The following is a 17,254-nucleotide window of genomic DNA, read 5'->3' on the forward strand; positions in this document are numbered from 1 at the left end:
GTAGAGTCGAGCCATGCTCGACTGAACGTGCAACACAGTCGAGCAAGCTCGACTCTACGCACGAGGAGGCCGCCGCAAGGCGGCTTCCGTGCATCTGAATCCCCGAACTGGCCGCCATGACCCACGCACCGCTGATCCACCCGCTGCCGCACCCGATCGATCTGCTGGCCCTGCAGCAGCACGACCCGGCACGCTTCCCGCTGCTGATGGAATCCACCGCCTCGGGCACCGCCCAGGGCCGCTGGAGCCTGCTGCTGGCGGCGCAGGGCGATAGCCTGCGGCTGGATGCCGATGGCCAGGTGCGCGACCAGCACGATGCGGTGCAGGCCGGCAGCTTCCTGCAGGTGCTGGACCGCGCCTGGCAGCACGAACGCCTGCCGCATGACGGCAGCCACAGCCTGCCGTTCCGCGGTGGCTGGGCGTTGATGCTGGATTACGAAGTGGCCAGCCAGATCGAACCAGTGCTGCCGGCGCGCGCACGCGAGGACGGCCGCCCGACCGCGCTGGCGCTGCGCTGCCCGGCCGCGGTGCTGCACGACCACCACAACGAGGCCAGCTTCGTCATCGCCGAAGCCGGCGAGCAGGCGTTGCTGGATGCGCTGGTGGCACTGGCCTCGGCCACGCTGCCCGAAGCCGGGCAGGGCTGGCAGCCACCGCAGTCGGTCGGCGAGGATGCGCCGCAGCGCTTCACCGACGGCGTACGCCGGGTGATCGAATACCTGCGTGCCGGCGATGTGTTCCAGGTGAACCTGTCGCGGCGCTGGAGCGCGCAGTTTGCCGCACCGGTCAGCCCGCAGGCGCTGTACGCGCAGCTGCGCCGTGCCAACCCGGCACCGTTCGCTGGCCTGTTCAGCGCGCACGGCCGCCATGTGGTCAGTTCCTCGCCGGAGCGGCTGGTGTCGGTGCATGCCGGCCACGCGCAGACCCGTCCGATTGCCGGCACGCGTCCGCGCTTCGAGGGGGACGATGATGCTGCGCGCATCCAGGAACTGGTCGGTCACCCGAAGGAGCGTGCCGAGCACGTGATGCTGATCGACCTGGAGCGCAACGACCTGGGCCGCATCTGCCTGCCTGGTACCGTGGTGGTCGATGAGCTGATGACCGTGGAGAGCTACGCGCACGTGCATCACATCGTCAGCAACGTCAGCGGCCATCTGCGCCCGGAGGTCACCCCTGGCGAGGTGATCGCCGCCACCTTCCCCGGCGGCACCATCACCGGCTGCCCGAAGGTGCGCTGCATGCAGATCATCAGCGAGCTGGAGCAGGTGCCGCGTGGTGCCTACACCGGCGCGTTCGGCTGGCTGAACCGCGATGGCGACCTGGACCTGAACATCCTGATCCGTACCGCCGAAGTGGATGGCCACGAGGTGAGCTTCCGCACCGGCGCCGGCATCGTGGTCGACTCGGACCCGGACAAGGAACTGGACGAGACCCGCGCCAAGGCCCGCGGCCTGCTGCGCGCGCTCGGCCAGCAGGGGTAGGCGTATTCCGGTAGTGGGGGGGGGGGGGGGGGGGGGGCGCGGGCGGGCGGGGGGGGGGGGGGGGGCGGGCGGGCGCGCGCCGCCCCGCCCCCCCCCCCCACCCCCCCCCCCGCCCGCCCCCCCCCCCCCCCCCCCCCCCCCACTACCGGTACCGGTGGGTGCCATTGTTCGGGTGGGTGCCGACCGTCGGTCGGCACAGGCGCATGCCCCCGGTCATGACCCCAATCCACCGGCACGGTATCCTGCACGACGGAATCGAGTTCAGAGGTAGTCCATGGCGGGAGCCAAGCGCGGGTGTCTGTTCGTGGTAACGCTGGTGGTGGTGCTGGCCGCCGTCGTGGCCGGCGCGGGCGCATGGTTCTTCTACCAGCAGACCCGGTTCGCCGACGCCCCGATCACCCCGTCCGCCGAAAGCGTGGTCATCGCCAGTGGCGACGGCATGAGCACGGTGCTGCGCAAGCTGCGCGACGCCGGCGTGGACGAGGGCCAGGACGCGCAGTGGCAGCTGCTGGCGCGCCAGCTCGATGCGGCCGGCAAGCTGAAGGTGGGTGAGTACGCGCTCAGCAGCGACCTGACCCCGCGTGATCTGCTGCTGCGCATGCGCGCCGGCAAGGTGCTGCAGCACCGCGTCACGATCATTGAAGGCTGGAACATCCGCCAGTTGCGTGCCGCGCTCAAGCGCGCCGAGCCGCTGCTGCACACCACCGACAACCTCGATGACGCCGCGTTGATGCAGCGCCTCGGCTTCGGTGGCCAGCATCCGGAAGGTCGCTTCCTGCCGGAGACCTACGTCTACCAGCGTGGCGACAGCGATCTGGATGTGCTCAAGCGTGCTCACGCCGCAATGCAGGACGCACTGGATGAAGCCTGGGAAAGCCGTGCGCCGGACCTGCCGATCAACACGCCCTACGAACTGCTGACGATGGCCTCGATCATCGAGAAGGAAACCGCGCTGGCCAGCGAGCGCCCGCAGATCGCCGGCGTGTTCATGCGCCGCCTGAAGATCGGCATGCGCCTGCAGACCGACCCGACCGTGATCTACGGCATCGGTGCTGCGTATGACGGCAACATCCGCCGCCGCGACCTGACCACCGATACGCCCTACAACACCTATACCCGCGCCGGCCTGACCCCGACCCCGATCGCCATGCCCAGCCGCGATGCGCTGCTGGCAGCCGCGCAACCCGCAGCGGGCGACGCGCTGTACTTCGTCGCCGTGGGCGATGGCAGTGGCGCGCACGTGTTCTCGCCCAGCCTGGACCAGCACAACGCCGCAGTGGCCCGCTACCTGCAGCAGCTGCGCCAGCAACGTACCAAGGAGACCCCGGCGCAATGAGTCCCGCGCTGCTTCGCCACCCGCGTTTCGTCAGCCTGGAAGGCGGCGAGGGCGCAGGCAAGACCACCGCCATCAATGCCATCCGTGACTGCCTGCGCAGCCACGGCCACGAGGTGGTGCTGACCCGCGAGCCGGGCGGTACGCCGCTGGCCGAGCGCATCCGTGGCCTGGTGCTGAAACCCGATGCCGAGATCGCCGCCGAGCCGCTCAGCGCCGAAGCCGAGCTGCTGCTGGTGTTCGCTGCACGCGCGCAGCATGTGCGCCAGGTGATCCAGCCGGCACTGCAGCGCGGCGCCTATGTGCTGAGCGATCGCTTCACCGATTCCAGCTACGCCTACCAGGGCGGTGGCCGTGGCCTCGACCCGCAGTGGATTGCCGATCTGGAACGACGCGCGGTGGGCCTGCTGCCGGGCCTGACCCTGCTGCTGGACGTGGACGTGGCAGTAGGCCGCGCACGCGCCAACGGGCGCGATCTGTGGCCGGACCGCATCGAAAGCGAACAGGATGATTTCTTCCAGCGCGTGCGCGAAGTGTTCCGCAGCCGCGCGCAGCAGGACCCGCAGCGCTTCGCGCTGATCGACGCCGGCCAGGTGCAGGCGCGTGTAGCGGCCGATGTGGTCGCGCAGGTCGAGCGCTGGCTGCAGGACGGGGAGGGCGCATGAGCACGTTCTCGCCGTGGCAGCAGCGCGCGTTCGACCAGACCGTGGCAGCGCTCGATGCCGACCGCCTTGGTCATGGCCTGCTGATCTGCGGCCCGGCCGGGCTGGGCAAGCGCGAGGTGGCACTGGCGCTGGCCGACCACGTGCTGGCGCGCGGTGATGCCGCGCATGCCACGCGCACGCGCCAGCTGATCGCCGCCGGCACCCATCCTGACCTGCAGCTGGTCAGCTTCATTCCGAACAAGAGCGGCGACAAGCTGCGTACCGAGATCGTCATCGAGCAGATGCGCGAGATCACCGACAAGCTGGCGCTGACCCCGCAGTACGGCGTGGCGCAGGTGGTGATCGTCGACCCCGCCGATGCGATCAACCGCTCGGCGGCCAACGCGCTGCTGAAGACGCTGGAAGAGCCGCAGCCCGGCCGCTACCTGTGGCTGATCAGCAGCGACCCGGCGCGCCTGCCGCAGACCATCCGCAGCCGTTGCCAGCGTCTGGAATTCAAGTTGCCGCCGCAGCACGAAGCGCTGGCCTGGCTGCAGCAGCAGGGCCACAGCGAAGCGGCCGCGCGCGAAGCGCTGGACGCAGCGCGCGGCCATCCCGGCCAGGCTGACAACTGGCTGCGCGAAGATGGCCTGAGCCTGCGCCGCGAAGTGGGCCGCGAGCTGGAACAGCTGGCCGCCGGCAAGACCGGCGCGGTGGAGCTGGCGCAGAAGTGGTGCGGTTATGACAACGCGGCGCTGCGCCTGCGCTTCGCCGCCGACCTGGCGCTGGCCCAGGCCAGCACCGATGCCTTGACCACGCCGGAGCGATTGCACAAGCTTGCAGCCTGGTTCGATGCGGCCAACCGCACCCGCGACCTGCTGCGCACCACGGTGCGCGCAGACCTTGCCGTGGTCGAGTTGCTGCTGGCCTGGAACAAGGTGAACGAGCGGCCTGCCGCAAGGGGAAATCGATGAGTGCCAGCAACGCCCGCCAGGGCATCCTGTCCCTGGCCGTGAAGGACAAAGCCGCGCTGTACAGCGCGTACATGCCGTTCGTGAAGAATGGCGGCATCTTCGTGCCCACGCCCAAGCGCTACTTCCTGGGCGACGAGGTGTTCCTGCTGTTGACCCTGCCCGATTCCAGCGAGCGCCTGCCGGTGGCCGGCAAGGTGATCTGGGTGACCCCGGCTGGTGCGCAGGGTAACCGCACCGCCGGCATCGGCGTGCAGCTGGCCGACGGTGCCGAAGGCGAGGGCGTGCGCCACAAGATCGAGACCCTGCTGGCCGGCCTGACCGGCTCGGACAAGCCGACGCACACGATGTGATTTCGGTAGCGCCGGGCATGCTCGGTTGCATGCCCCGAAGCGCCCGTGAACACGAATGTGAAAAACGGTTGACGGCCTCTGAAAAGCCCCTATAATGAGCGGCTCAGCAACACACCGGGCGGTTAGCTCAGCGGTAGAGCATTGCCTTCACACGGCAAGGGTCACAGGTTCGATCCCTGTACCGCCCACCATGTTGCAGAACGAAAGAAGCCTCCAGCAATGGGGGCTTTTTTGTTGCCTGTGATTCCGTAGTGCCCGCCGAAGCGATCACCGTTTCAGCCGAGGTCCTCCAGCAGCTCGCGCGCGATCATCGCGGTTGCATCCAGCAGGTCGTGACCGCTGCCGGCCCGCACCACCACCGCCAGCAGGCTACGGCCCACATCGGCATTGCCGCCGCTCAGTTCCATCTCGCCTTCAAAGCACAGATCGGCCAACCATTCATGGGCCTGCTGCAGTCCGCGCTTGCGGACGCGGCGGAACTCCGCGAGCAGCTTCGCCTGGCCGGCCTCCTGCTCACCATCGGCAAGCAGGCCGATGGCACCGCCGTGCGCCGCGCGCCAGATGGCCGGTAGCGGGCGACCGTTCGCGTCCACCACGTCCGCCGAGAACTGCGCGCAGTACATTTCGTAGCGCTTGCCCGCTGTGCTGCAGGGCACGATGCCGGCCTCGGCCAGCAGGCGTTCGGCTTCATCCAGTTTGCTGAACTTCAAGCGCAGCAGTGCAGGACGGCTCAGGTGTTGTGCCAGCGCCTGCTGGTTGGCGGTGAACCAGACGTTCCAGCCCACGCTTGCGCGGCCTTCCAGTGCGGCCTTGAAGTACTCCAGGTGTTCGGCGTCCATTGCGGCCTCCTGCGCTCCCTGCTCGATTGTAGCGGGCGCAAATCCGGGCCGGTCAGGCGTCGTCGCCGGAGAGGCAATGATGTGCCTCGCGTACCAGCTGTCGCGCGGCCACGGTCAGCCCGTCGGTGTGGAAGGCGCCCAACTGTTCGTCCGGGTCGCCTTCGTTACGCACGTGGGCGGGCCCGTGCCACGAATGGAAGCAGAGGGTTCCATCCCTGCGCTGTCCCGCCGCCCCGGGCAGGCGTAGTCTCAGCCCGTCGCCGTGCCCATCCACTCTGGAGTGCCACCATGCCGCTCGCCCGCATTGATCTTCGCAAAGGTAAATCCGCCGACTACCTGCAACGCGTCGGCGAAACCATCTACCAGGCCATGCGCGCGGTGGGCGTGCCGGAGAACGATCGCTTCCAGATTTTCCAGCAACATGAGCCGGGCACGTTGATCTATGACCCCGGCTACCTGGGCGTGGACCGCACCGACGATTTCATCTGCATCCAGATCACCTGGAACGAAGGGCGCACGCTGGAGCAGAAGAAGGCGCTGTACGCCGGCATCGCCGAGGGCCTGCACGCGGCGGTGGGTATCCGCCGCGAGGATGTGTTCATCAACCTGGTGGAAGTGAAGCGGGAAAACTGGTCGTTCGGTAATGGTGTGGCCCAGTACGTGAGTTGATGCGCGAAAAGCATCCACGCATGGCGTGGATCTACTGAATGAAGGGCGTGCGCGGGCGAGGGAAGCCCTGCGTCACCGTGTCGCAGGGGCCAAACCCTGAACGGGGTCCAAGGTTGGCCACGGCCCCGTAGAATGGCGGCGTGCGCCGTTCTGCTCTCCACCGCCGGTTCCAGGCCCTGGCATGGCTTGCCATGCTGCTGGTGCTGCTTGCCCCGCTGGTGAGCCGCTGGCTGGCGCACGATCACGTGGCTGCTGCAGTGCCCGTGGCGGCGATGGACCACGCGATGCACGCAGAGCATGCGCAGCACGCGATGGACGGTCACCACGACCATCACGCGATGGCGATGCCGCATGGCGACGCCGCAAAGAAGCCACCTGCCGATCCACACGCCGATCATGAGATGGGCGTGGACTGCGATTACTGCCTGATCGCTGCACGGCTGATCACGCTGCTGGTGGCGGCAGTGCTGCTGTTGGCGCCGATGGCACCGGTGTGCCGCGCGCTGCGCGGTGCGGTGCGGGCGTTGCCGCAACGGATCAGCGGCACATTGGGAGCGCGTGGGCCGCCAGCCTTCATGGCCGCCTGAGCCGCACGCGTGTTGCATTGAACATTTTTCCATGAGGTTGCCGGCCACGGCCGGTGCCCGCACGCGCGTGTTTGTCCCTTTCTGATTGCTGCCCTGCCATTGCGGGGTGGCCTTGCATGCCGTGAACAAATGAAAACGAACCCCAACTCCGCGCACCTGCGCCGGGCGACGCTGCCAGTCCTGTGCGCATTGCTCCTGCACGCCGCGCCCCTGCTTGCCGCCGATGCGGCACCACCGACCACGCTGGATACCGTGCGGGTGATCGATACCCGCAGCGGTGAGCTGTCGTCCACTGCCAACGCCGGTTCCGCGCTGGGCCTGAGCGTGCTGCAGACACCGGCCAGCCTGACGGTGATTTCGCGCGAACAACTGGAGCAGCGTGGCGACAGCAACCTCAACGATGCGATCAGCCGGGCAGGTGCGATCAGTGCGATGCCGCACCCGGGCAACGGCCTGAGCGCGCTGTCCAGCCGCGGCTTCACCGATGGCGCTTCGGTGATGCGCCTGTACGACGGGCTGCGCCAGTACGGTGGCGTGGGCATCACCTTCCCGTTCGATACCTGGTCGATCGAGCGCATCGAAGTGCTGCGCGGCCCGGCCTCGGTCATCCATGGCGACGGTGCGATCGGCGGCGTGATCAACATCGTGCCGAAGAAGCCCACGCGTGGTGCGATCGAGAACGAGATCAGCGTAACCGTGGGTAGCGAGGACACCGCGCGCCTGGGCTTCGGCAGCGGTGGCGCGCTGACGCCCGAGCTGGCCTACCGGCTGGACGTGAGTGGCAACTACAGCGGTGGTTGGGTCGATCGTGGGCGCAACAGTGACGCGACATTCTCCGGTGCGTTGCTGTGGCAGCCGCGCGCGGACCTGCAGCTGACCCTCACCCATGCGCAGGGCTACCAGCAACCGATGCGCTACTTCGGCACGCCGCTGGTCGAGGGCCGCCAGCTGGAGGCGCTGCGCCACCGCAACTACAACGTGGAAAACAGCCAGATCCGCTACCGCGACCGCTGGACCCAGCTCGATGCGCTGTGGACGCCGAACGCGAACGTGGAATGGCGCACGCGCCTCTACCAGATCGACAGCCAGCGCGATTGGCGCAATGCCGAAGCCTATGTCTACAGTCGCGCTACCGGCTTGATCGATCGCTCGGGAAACACCGAGATCACCCACAACCAGGACCAGGCCGGGCTGACCTCGACGCTGCGTGTGCAGGGAACCGCGGGTGGCCTGCAGAACAGCTTCGCGGTGGGCCTGGATGCCAACCGTGCGCACTTCAAGCACACCAACAACACCTATGCTGGCAGTTCGGGCCCGGTCGATCCGTTCGAACCGGTGCCGGGCCAGTTCGTCAGCGACGCGCCGAACCTGCCGCGCTACCGCAATCGTGCCGAGCAGTACGCGCTGTTCGCGGAAGACCGGTTGGCGCTGAGCGAGCGCTGGTCGGTGCTGGGTGGGCTGCGCCACGACCGCGCGCGCATCGACCGTACCGATCTGATCAGCGGCCAGAATGCGTTCTCGAAGACCTACAGCAGCACCGGCTGGCGTGCAGGCACGGTATTCGCGCTGCAGCCGACGCTGAGCCTGTATGCGCAGTACTCGCAGGCGGCGGACCCGGTCAGTGGCCTGCTGATGATCAGCCCGGCCAACGGTGCCTTCGACCTGGCCAAGGGGCGGCAGATCGAGGTGGGCCTGAAGCAGGCCTTCGATGGCGGCGAGTGGACGCTGGCGGCGTATCGCATCCGCAAGACCGGGCTGCTCAGCCGCGATCCGCTGGTGCCGGACCGCCGCGTGCAGGTGGGCGCGCAGACCTCGCGTGGTATCGAGGCGTCGTTGAACTGGAACGTCGCGCCGCACTGGACGTTGGATGCCAACGCCACGGTGCTGAAGGCCGAGTTCGAGGACTTCCTGGAGACCACAGGTTCGCCGCCGATGCTGGTCTCGCGCGATGGCAACGTGCCGCCGAACGTGGCCGAACGCCTGGCCAATGTGTGGTTGAGCTGGCAGTTCGCACCGGACTGGAGCGCGGCGGGTGGCGTTCGCTATGTCGGCAAGCGCTACGCAGACAATGCCAACACGCTGGAGTTGCCCAGCTACAGCACCACTGATCTGGCGCTGACCTGGCAGGCAGCACCGCGCACGCGATTGTCAGCGCGCCTGTTCAACGTATTCGACAAGGCGTACTACGCCACCGCGTACTACACCAGCACGCAGTGGCTGCTGGGCGCGGATCGCCGCGTCGAGTTCACCGTCGACCATCGCTTCTGAGGACGCGCACCATGTCGCTGCGATCCACTGCCAAGCGCTGGACCTACCTGGTGCACCGTTGGCTCGGCATCGGCGGATGCCTGCTGATGCTGTTGTGGTTCGTCAGCGGCATGGTGATGTTGTTCATTGGCTACCCGAAGCTGACGCCCGGTGAACGTCTGGCGGCATTGCCGGTGCTGCCAGAGGCCCGCGATCTGCGCGGGCTGTCGGTGCTGCCTGCAGCCGTGCAGGCCGAGCCGGAGGCCGTGGCGCTGACCACGCTGCGTGGCGAGCCTGCGTATGTGGTGCGCACGGGAAGCAACGTGGGGGCGTGGTCAGCCGTCACCGGCCAGGCCCTGCTGCCAGTGTCGGCACAGCGCGCCGAAGCGTCAGCGGCACAGTTTGCTGGCGGCCCGGCCTTTGTCGGTGCAATGCGCGTGGAAGAGGACCGTTGGACGCATTCGCGCGCGCTGGACGCGCACCGGCCGCTGTACCGGGTGGAGGTGGGGGGCGCACAGCCCGGTGACCTGTATGTGTCCTCGCGCACCGGTGAAGTGGTGCTGGACGCACCGCATGTGCAGCAGCGCTGGAACTATGTGGGGGCCTGGCTGCACTGGCTGTATTTCCTGCGCATGCAGTCGGTGGATCCGGTCTGGACGTGGGTGGTGATCGTGCTGTCCGCGCTGTGCACGGTGGCGGCGGTCAGCGGCATTGTGGTCGGTGTGTGGCGCTGGCGTTTCCACGGGCGCTACCGCTCCGGTGCAAAGACGCCGTACGTCGAACCGTGGATGCGCTGGCACCATCTGATCGGACTGATGGCTGCGGCCTTCGTGTTCACCTGGATCTTCAGCGGGCTGATGTCGATGAATCCATTGGGAGTCTTCAGCAGCACGCGCGAGGCGATCGATGTTGAACGCTATCGTGGCAGCGCGGTAACGGTGGATGGCGCGTTGGGTGAGCCGGCGAAGCTTCTGGCGGTGGCCGATGCTGAGCGCTTCCAACCAGTCGAGATCCAGTGGCGCCGCATCGGAGGCGATCTGTTCGCGGTGCTGCTGGATGGGAAAGGCGATACCTGCATCGTGTCCGGCAACGATGGGCATCTGCAGGTTGCGCGGTTGCTGCCGGCCGCGTGGCTGCAGCAGAAGGTGCGTGCGCTGTCCGCTGCGCCGATGCAGGGCTTCGTGGTGCAGCAGGCAGCGGATGCCTACTTCTATCCGCGTGCACCCGAGGCCATGAATGGTGCAGCGGTACGCCGCTTCCCGGTAGCAGTTGTGGACTTCGGCGATGCCGAAGCGACGCGGGTCTACCTCGATCTGGCTACCGGCGATCCGTTGCTGACGATGGGGCATCGGGAACGAGTGGGACGCTGGCTGTTCTACTTCCTGCACAGCTGGGATCTGCCAGCGATGCTGCGCCAGGAAGGTGCGAGGCTGGCCGTGTTGCTGCTGCTGAGCGTTGCTGGCACCGCGTTGTGTGCCACGGCGACGGTGATCGGCTATCGGCGATTGCGGATGAAGCTGCGGCACAGGCGGCGCTGAGGCCCTGGGCTACATCCGCAGCCAACGTGTGGACACGGCCACCAGCAACAAGGCCGTGGCCACGCCGATGAACGCAGCGATCAGGCCGAAGTGGTTGGCAGCAAAACCGATCAGTGCTGGCCCAGCAAGGATGCCGGCGAAGCCCAGCGTGGATACCGCGGTGATCGCCAGCGCACCCGGCATGCGGGTCTGGTGGCCAGCCAGTGAGAACAGCGCGGGTGCGATGTTGGCGCAGCCGAGGCCGACCAGCACATAGCCCACCAGCGACGCCTGCCACGGCGTGACCAGGGTCAGCACCAGCACGCCCGCGGCGGCGAGCAGCGCGCCGAACACGATCGCGCGCTCACGGCCTACGCGCTCCACCAGTGCGTCACCGAACAAGCGCGCCACGGTCATGGTCAGGGTGAAGGTTACATAGCCGATACCGGCGAGGCTGGCATCGACGCGACGCACATCGCTGAGGAAGACCGCGCTCCAGTCCAGCATCGCGCCTTCGCCGAGGAAGGCGACGAACGCCAGCACGCCGATGAACAGCACGATGCCGTGCGGCAGGGCCAACATCGGTGTGTCGTGCGGCATGCGTTCGCTGTGCCAGTACGCCGCCGACAGCAGCATCACCAGCAGCATGGCGCCGATGCCGATCAGCACCGATGCCAGTGGCGGCAGCTGTGCGGACAACAGCACGGTCATGGTGGCCGCGCCGAGGAAGCCGCCGATGCTGAAGAAGGCATGGAAGCCGGACATCATCACGCGCCGTGCTTCGCGCTCGACGATGACGGCCTGCACGTTCATCGTGCAGTCCATCGCGCCCACGGCGGCGCCGAACACGAACAGCCCCAGCCCCAGCGTCCAGGCCGAACCGGCCAGCGCCAGGCCGGGCACGGTCAGGCAGATCAGCAGGCTGCTGGCCACCATCACCCGCCGGCAGCCCAGGCGTGCGGCCAGTACACCGGACAGCGGCATGGCCAGCAGCGAACCGGCACCGAGGCAGAGCAGCACCAGCCCCAGCGTGGCGTCATTGATCTCGGTGCGCGCTTTGGCGAATGGCACCAGGGTGGCCCACAACGCAGTGGCGAAGCCGGGAATGAAGAACGCAGCGCGGGTCGCGTGCTGTTCGGCACGCGCGCGGTTGGCAAGGGACATGAGCGGTACGGTCAGGGCGGAGTGGGGTGCACGGCGATGCCGGCGGCACGGAAGCGCGCGGCCAGCGCCGGCGGAGCCGAGGTGGTCAGAACCAGATCGTCGATTTCATCGAGGCTGGCGATCTGCCAGTTGCCGCGGGCACCGAGCTTTTCAGTGGTGGCGGCGACGATGACGCGGCTGCTGCAGGCCACCATCGCGCGTTTCAGCGTGGCTTCTTCCGAATCCATTGCCCAGACGCCGGTGTCGCCGTCCACCGCGCAGGGGCCGGGCAGGTATACGTCGGCGCGCAGGCGCTGCACCTGCGCCAACGCTTCAGCGCCGACCGCGCCGCCACCGCTGGCCAGGCGGCCGCCGATCAGCTGCACCGAAGTGCCTTCGAGCATGCTGGCGGCGGTGGCGATCTGCGGAGCATTGGTGATCACCGTCAGGCCGAGAGCGGTCGGCAGCTGCTGGGCGATCGCCAGGTTGGTCGACCCGGCGTCGAGCAGTACGACCTGGCCGGGCTGCAGCAGCGCGCAGACGCGGGCGGCCAGCTCGGCCTTGTCGCCGCGGTCGCGGGTCAGGCGCTCGCGCAGCGGCCGTTCCTTTGGCGGCGGCAGCACGGCGCCTCCGTAGACACGCTGGCACAGGCCTTGTGCGGCCAGCTCGCGCAGATCGCGGCGGATCGAATCCTCGGAAACTGCATAGCGACGCGCCAGTTCAGCGGCGACCACACGGCCCTGCTGGCGCAGTTCGTCGAGGATCAGCTGGGTCCGCTGGGCGGGGAGGGGGCTGGGATCGGAGCTCATGCCGCAAGTCTGCACGTTCGTGCATTAACGTGCAACAACGTGCATTTGGCGGGCGTGGCCACAGATCGGCTGGACTGCCGGTGAACCCAACCGCGCCAGCGTCTATGGATCGCCCTCGCGGCCCGGCATCATGGCGGGGCACCTGGCATGGAATCCACGATGTCCCCCACCGTTCACCGCAAGCTGCGCATCGGCGTGGACCAGTACACCGGCCAGAAAGTGGTCGACCAGCAGTTCCACGAATGCGATTTCTCCGGCGCTGACCTCACCGCCACCGAGTTCATCAACTGCAGCTTCTATGACGCTGAAAACCGCGCCGGTTGCCGCTTCAACGGCGCCACATTGAAGGAAGCCAGCTTCCGTAGTTGCGACATCAGCATGTGCCACTTCAGTTTCATCAAGGCGCTGGGCCTGGAGATCAGCGAGTGCCGTGCGCAGGGCGCGGATTTCAGCAACGCCAGCTTCATGAACCAGATCACCACGCGCAGCTGGTTCTGCAGCGCGTTCATCAAGAAGTCGAACCTGCGCTATGCCAATTTCTCGCGGGTGACATTGGAAAAGTGCGAACTGTGGGAGAACCGCTGGGATGGCGCGAACGTGAGCGGTGCCAGTTTCGCCGGTTCGGATCTGTCCGGTGGCCAGTTCGAGGGGATCGACTGGAACAGTGCCAACTTCACAGACTGCAACCTGACCAACTCCGAGCTGGGCGAGCTGGACCTGCGCAGCACCAACCTGCGTGGCGCCACGCTGGATGTGCAGCAGGTGGCGCTGTTGATGCAGCGTATCGGCATCACGGTGGTGCCGTAGGCATCACCCGGTGTACGCCACCCAGCCCTTGAAGCTGAAGCCGGCGTAGAACAGCTCCACACCGTCGAAGCCGGCCTCCTGCAGCAGTGCGACCTCCTGCTCGGGTGCCAGCAGCGGCAACCGTTCGGCAATGGCGTCGATCGCGCGCTGCGCATCGGCGTGGGCAACCCCCGAGGCTTCGGCGAACGCTGCGTAGCGCTGTAACCAGCGCAGCTTGCCGGCCGGGTCCTGCGGCACGCTGTGGTGCGCCACCACCAGTGGCGCGCCGGGTTGCAGGCGCCGGTGCAGTTCGCGCAGCGTGTGCAGGCGCTGCCCGGCATCGAGGAAGTGCAGGGTCAGCAGGCAGCTGGCGCCGTCGAAGCGCGCATCCGGTGCATCGTCGATATAGCCTTCCAGCAGCTGCACGCGCGACATCAGCGGACCCAGTGTCTGCTCGGCCAGGGCCAGCATCGGCGCGGCCGGGTCGACCCCCAGCAGCTGCCAGCCCGGCTGCGCCTCGGCGAAGGCCTTCAGTTCCAACCCGCCACCGGCACCCAGCACCAGCACGCGGCCCTGAGCGGGAACACGTTCGGCCAGCAGCAGCCGGCTCATCTGCTGCAGGGCGAGGAAGCCGGGCACCTGGCGCAGCGGCGCTTCGGCATAGCGGGCCACCGCCTGCGGATCGGAGAACGTGGACATGCGCGGATTCCTGCAGCGGGGGACATACCACTGTAGCGCGGCGCGCAAGAGGCATTGCGCGCCGCTGCCGCACGGGCAGGACAGGGCTCAGGCCGCTGCGGCCTCAAGCACGTCTTCCAGCCGCACCTCGCCGAGGAATCCACCGCCGCTGGTTGCCGGCTGCTGCGCTTCGATGGCGTGGGCGAACTGCACGCCGGCGTCGTCCTGCAGGCGCTCGAACAGCTGCTGCACCCTTGGGAACTCGCGTCGATCGACCACCTGGTGATAGTCGTTCCAGCGCGCGATGCCTGCGAAGTAGGCGTCGGCAAAGCTGCGCTGTTCGCCCAGCAGCCACGGGCCCGTGCCGATCATCTGCTCCAGCGCCTGGTGGGCGTGGCGTACCTTGGTCGTGCCATAGGCGCGCAGCGCCTCGCCTTCATCGCCTTCCGCATGCTCCAGTGCGTGCCAGAGCGGCGCGTAGGCACCGAAGAAACTGGTGTTGAGATAGGCCAGCCGATGGTTGAGGCGATCGAAGCCGGAGGTGCCCTGTGCGAAGCCCAGGCCCTGTGCGATGCCCTTCGCGGCCAGGTGGTTGAGGATGGCCAGGCTCTCGCTGAGCAGTTCGCCCTGTGTGGTTCGCAGGGTCGGGGTTTCGCCCAGTGGATTGAGGCGGCGGTAGTCTTCGCCCTGCACCTGGCCGGGCATCTCGATGCGGCACAGGTGATACGGCTGGCGCAGCCACTCCAGCGCGATGATGGAGCCGAACGAGCAGCCCGAGGGCACGCCGTAGAAGAGGATCGGGGTCATGGCAGGTTTCCGGTTCGAGCCGCGATGCGGCGGGTGAGGAAAGCGTGCCCACGTGGACATTGCCCAGGAAGCCGTCCGAATGGCATCCTGAAGTCTACATATGTGGACGTTGCGCATGCTCAACCTCAACGATCTGGCCCTGTTCGTGACTGCGGTGGAGCAGGGCGGTTTCGCCGCAGGCGGGCGCCATCTGGGCCTGCCGCGCTCGACGTTGAGCAAGCGCGTGGCGCTGCTGGAAGAACAGCTCCAGGTGCGGCTGCTGCAACGCAGTTCGCGCCGCTTCGCATTGACCGAGGTCGGCCAGGAGTTCTTCGAGCGCGCACGCGCAGCGTTGTCTGAGGTCGAGGCGGCCGAGGCCATCGTCCGCGACCGCCAGGCCGAACCCAGCGGCACCGTACGCATCAGCGCTTCGATTCCGGTGGTGCAGGGCGAGCTCGCCGCGTGCCTGCCTGCACTGGCCCGCCGCTATCCACGGTTGCGCATCGAAGTTGAAGTGAGTGATCGTTTCATCGATCTGGCTCAGGAGGGCATCGACATCGCTCTGCGCAGTCACTTCGGTCCGCTGCCGGATTCCGGGTTGGTGCAGCGAATGCTCGGCAGCGAGCGCATCGTGCTGGTGGCGTCCCCTGGCTATCTGGCAGCCGCGCCGGCAGTGGATACGCCCGAGCAGCTACGTGCGCATGCCGGCCTGCTGACCGCGCGTCATGCAACGCGCTGGACGCTGCACGGCCCCGACGCCCGCACCGTGCAGGTGGAGCCGAAGGTGGCGCTGGTCGGCAATGAATCGCAGCTGCTGATCGCGGCGGCCGAAGCGGGTCTTGGCATCACCGTGTTGCCACACAGCCTGTGTGCCGCAGCCCTTGCCGCCGGCCGCCTGCAGCAGGTGCTGCCGGCGTGGCATGCCGGCGAAGTGACCACCAGCGTGCTGCTGCCGCATCGTCGCGGCCAGTTGCCGGGCGTGCGCGTGGTGGTGGATGCGCTGGTCGCGCATTACCAGCTCAACGCAGCGCGCGCGCCAGTACCTGCCAGATCCTCGGGTCCTGGCACTGCGAAACGTTGAAACGTACATAGTCGGCCGCGCGCTGCGACTGGCTGAACGCGTTGCCCGGCGCCAGCACGATGCCCTCGCGCAGGCATTGCCGCGCCAGTGCAGCGGCGTCGCGGCCATCCGGTAGTTGGCACCACAGGAACAGACCGGCTTCCGGCTGCAGCCACGGGGTGATGCCCAGCGTGTGCAATTTCCGCAGCGTGTGCCGACGTGCATCGGCCAGGCGCGAACGTACCGACTGCATATGGCGGCGGTAGCCACTGTCGGTCAGCGCGATGTGCATCAACTGCATCGCCAGATGGCCGCCGCCGAAGCTGGTGGCCAGCTTCAGATCGGTCAGCGCCTCGATCCAGTCGTGGCGCGCAGCGATGTAGCCGCAGCGCGAAGCTGCCGACAGCGTCTTGGAGAAACTGCCGACGTGGATCACCCGCGACAGCCCATCGAGCGCGGCCAGCCGCGGTGCAGGCTGCAGTTCGAAGTCGGCGAAGATGTCGTCCTCGACGATGATCAGTTCATTGCGTTCGGCCAGGCCCAGCAGGCGGTGCGCGGTGCTGGCGGAAAGCACCGCGCCGGTCGGGTTGTGCAGGCCTGAGTTGGTGATGTACAGCCGCGGCGTATGCGCCTGAACTGCCTGCGCGAACGCCTCCAGGTCCGGGCCGCTGTGCGTGTACGGCACGCCGATGGCCTGCACCTGGTGCGCCTTCAGCAACGCGTGGTAGTTGAAGTAACTGGGGTCATCCACCAGCACGCAGTCGCCGGGTTTGAGCAGGAAACGGCAGAGCAGATCGACCGCGTGCGTACCGGATTCGGTCAGCAGGATCTGCTCCATCGGCGCATCGATGCCCAGCGCCGCGCTGCGCCGTTGCAGCAGCTGGCGCAATGCGGGCAGCCCGAGCGGGCCGGCGTAGTCGACCAGCTGTGATGCATCGGCACGCGCCAGCCGACGCAGGCCGCGGCGCACGCCATCGTGATACAGCCAATCACTGGGCATCCAGCCGCAGCCCGGCTTGAGGTGGCCCGGCGGGGTTTCCAGCGACTGCCGCGACACCCACAGCGGATCCACCGCGCGGTCCAGCCGCGGCTCCATTTCAGCCAGCGCCAGCGGTGCGGCCGGCCCACTGACGTAGAAGCCGGATCCTGCGCGCGCACTGATCAGGCCTTCGGCGGCCAGGCGCTCGTAGGCCTCGACCACGGTCGAGACCGACACCCCCATCGCCGCCGCCTGCGCACGTACCGAGGGCAGGCGGGAGCCGGGGCCATCCACCCGCGCACCGATGCGGGTGCGGACGGTCTGGATGACCGATTCGATGCGGGTGAGCGAACGTGGCATGGCGGAACCGTA

At 67.8% G+C, this 17,254-nt stretch carries 17 protein-coding genes and 1 tRNA gene; 12 read left to right on the top strand and 6 right to left on the bottom strand.

What is annotated here, in order from left to right; all coding sequences use genetic code 11:
- Nucleotides 1-116: 116 nt before the first annotated feature.
- From V3B25_RS07370 to V3B25_RS07395, 6 genes are all read left to right on the top strand, one after another.
- The gene (locus V3B25_RS07370) at nt 117-1,481 is read left to right on the top strand and encodes an aminodeoxychorismate synthase component I (protein WP_329810392.1); all 1,365 of its coding nucleotides are present in this window, start codon (nt 117-119) and stop codon (nt 1,479-1,481) included.
- 274 nt (nt 1,482-1,755) lie between these two features.
- Nucleotides 1,756-2,817, top strand: a complete 1,062-nt coding sequence (mltG, locus tag V3B25_RS07375; RefSeq protein WP_329810393.1) for an endolytic transglycosylase MltG — start codon at nt 1,756-1,758, stop codon at nt 2,815-2,817.
- Nucleotides 2,814-3,479 carry a dTMP kinase gene (gene tmk, locus V3B25_RS07380; RefSeq protein WP_049400648.1) on the top strand — a complete coding sequence of 222 codons (666 nt, stop codon included), beginning with the start codon at nt 2,814-2,816 and terminating at the stop codon, nt 3,477-3,479. The genes mltG and tmk overlap by 4 nt, the downstream gene beginning before the upstream one ends.
- A complete protein-coding gene (locus tag V3B25_RS07385; RefSeq protein ID WP_329810394.1) occupies nt 3,476-4,432 on the top strand; it encodes a DNA polymerase III subunit delta' in 957 nt (318 codons plus the stop codon). The genes tmk and V3B25_RS07385 overlap by 4 nt, the downstream gene beginning before the upstream one ends.
- Nucleotides 4,429-4,782 (top strand): PilZ domain-containing protein, encoded by a 354-nt coding sequence (locus V3B25_RS07390; RefSeq protein WP_005412452.1) that lies wholly within the window; start codon nt 4,429-4,431, stop codon nt 4,780-4,782. Before V3B25_RS07385 ends, V3B25_RS07390 begins: the two co-directional genes overlap by 4 nt.
- A 116-nt stretch (nt 4,783-4,898) precedes the next feature.
- Nucleotides 4,899-4,973: transfer RNA gene (locus tag V3B25_RS07395), tRNA-Val, on the top strand.
- A gap of 84 nt (nt 4,974-5,057) precedes the next feature.
- Here V3B25_RS07395 and V3B25_RS07400 read toward each other — a convergent pair.
- Nucleotides 5,058-5,621, bottom strand: a complete 564-nt coding sequence (locus V3B25_RS07400) for a hypothetical protein (RefSeq protein ID WP_049463479.1) — start codon at nt 5,619-5,621, stop codon at nt 5,058-5,060.
- Between the two features lie 288 nt (nt 5,622-5,909).
- Between V3B25_RS07400 and V3B25_RS07405 the strand changes: the two genes are divergently transcribed.
- The 4 genes from V3B25_RS07405 (at nt 5,910) to V3B25_RS07420 (ending at nt 10,662) form a co-directional block, all read left to right on the top strand.
- Nucleotides 5,910-6,290, top strand: a complete 381-nt coding sequence (locus tag V3B25_RS07405) for a tautomerase family protein (protein ID WP_329810395.1) — start codon at nt 5,910-5,912, stop codon at nt 6,288-6,290.
- Between the two features lie 191 nt (nt 6,291-6,481).
- Nucleotides 6,482-6,877, top strand: a complete 396-nt coding sequence (locus V3B25_RS07410) for a DUF2946 family protein (RefSeq protein ID WP_049421571.1) — start codon at nt 6,482-6,484, stop codon at nt 6,875-6,877.
- A 129-nt stretch (nt 6,878-7,006) separates the two neighbouring features.
- Nucleotides 7,007-9,145 (top strand): TonB-dependent receptor, encoded by a 2,139-nt coding sequence (locus V3B25_RS07415; protein ID WP_329810396.1) that lies wholly within the window; start codon nt 7,007-7,009, stop codon nt 9,143-9,145.
- Between the two features lie 11 nt (nt 9,146-9,156).
- Complete coding sequence (locus V3B25_RS07420) at nt 9,157-10,662, top strand: PepSY domain-containing protein (protein WP_329810397.1); 1,506 nt, start codon at nt 9,157-9,159, stop codon at nt 10,660-10,662.
- 9 nt (nt 10,663-10,671) lie between these two features.
- Here V3B25_RS07420 and V3B25_RS07425 read toward each other — a convergent pair whose 3' ends face one another.
- Both V3B25_RS07425 and V3B25_RS07430 read right to left on the bottom strand, forming a co-directional pair.
- Complete coding sequence (locus tag V3B25_RS07425) at nt 10,672-11,805, bottom strand: MFS transporter (RefSeq protein WP_049421568.1); 1,134 nt, start codon at nt 11,803-11,805, stop codon at nt 10,672-10,674.
- An 11-nt stretch (nt 11,806-11,816) separates the two neighbouring features.
- Nucleotides 11,817-12,593, bottom strand: a complete 777-nt coding sequence (locus tag V3B25_RS07430) for a DeoR/GlpR family DNA-binding transcription regulator (RefSeq protein ID WP_107431416.1) — start codon at nt 12,591-12,593, stop codon at nt 11,817-11,819.
- Nucleotides 12,594-12,752: 159 nt separating this feature from the next.
- Between V3B25_RS07430 and smqnr the strand changes: the two genes are divergently transcribed.
- Nucleotides 12,753-13,400, top strand: coding sequence for a SmQnr family pentapeptide repeat protein (smqnr, locus tag V3B25_RS07435; protein ID WP_012510253.1), 648 nt, complete (start codon nt 12,753-12,755; stop codon nt 13,398-13,400).
- 3 nt (nt 13,401-13,403) lie between these two features.
- Here smqnr and V3B25_RS07440 read toward each other — a convergent pair whose 3' ends face one another.
- Together V3B25_RS07440 and V3B25_RS07445 are read right to left on the bottom strand one after the other, a co-directional pair.
- Entirely contained in the window at nt 13,404-14,078 is a 675-nt protein-coding gene (locus V3B25_RS07440; protein WP_329810398.1) for a methyltransferase domain-containing protein, read from the bottom strand.
- Nucleotides 14,079-14,165: 87 nt separating this feature from the next.
- The gene (locus V3B25_RS07445) at nt 14,166-14,864 is read right to left on the bottom strand and encodes a glutathione S-transferase family protein (RefSeq protein ID WP_049421564.1); all 699 of its coding nucleotides are present in this window, start codon (nt 14,862-14,864) and stop codon (nt 14,166-14,168) included.
- 115 nt (nt 14,865-14,979) lie between these two features.
- Here V3B25_RS07445 and V3B25_RS07450 point away from each other — a divergent pair, with 115 nt between their 5' ends.
- Entirely contained in the window at nt 14,980-15,924 is a 945-nt protein-coding gene (locus V3B25_RS07450; RefSeq protein ID WP_049421592.1) for a LysR substrate-binding domain-containing protein, read from the top strand.
- Here the strand turns inward: V3B25_RS07450 and V3B25_RS07455 are convergent.
- Nucleotides 15,863-17,242 (bottom strand): PLP-dependent aminotransferase family protein, encoded by a 1,380-nt coding sequence (locus V3B25_RS07455; protein WP_329810399.1) that lies wholly within the window; start codon nt 17,240-17,242, stop codon nt 15,863-15,865. The genes V3B25_RS07450 and V3B25_RS07455 overlap by 62 nt on opposite strands.
- Nucleotides 17,243-17,254: the final 12 nt, after the last annotated feature.

Source organism: Stenotrophomonas sp. SMYL8, from assembly GCF_036320065.1.
Lineage (GTDB): Bacteria > Pseudomonadota > Gammaproteobacteria > Xanthomonadales > Xanthomonadaceae > Stenotrophomonas > Stenotrophomonas maltophilia_A.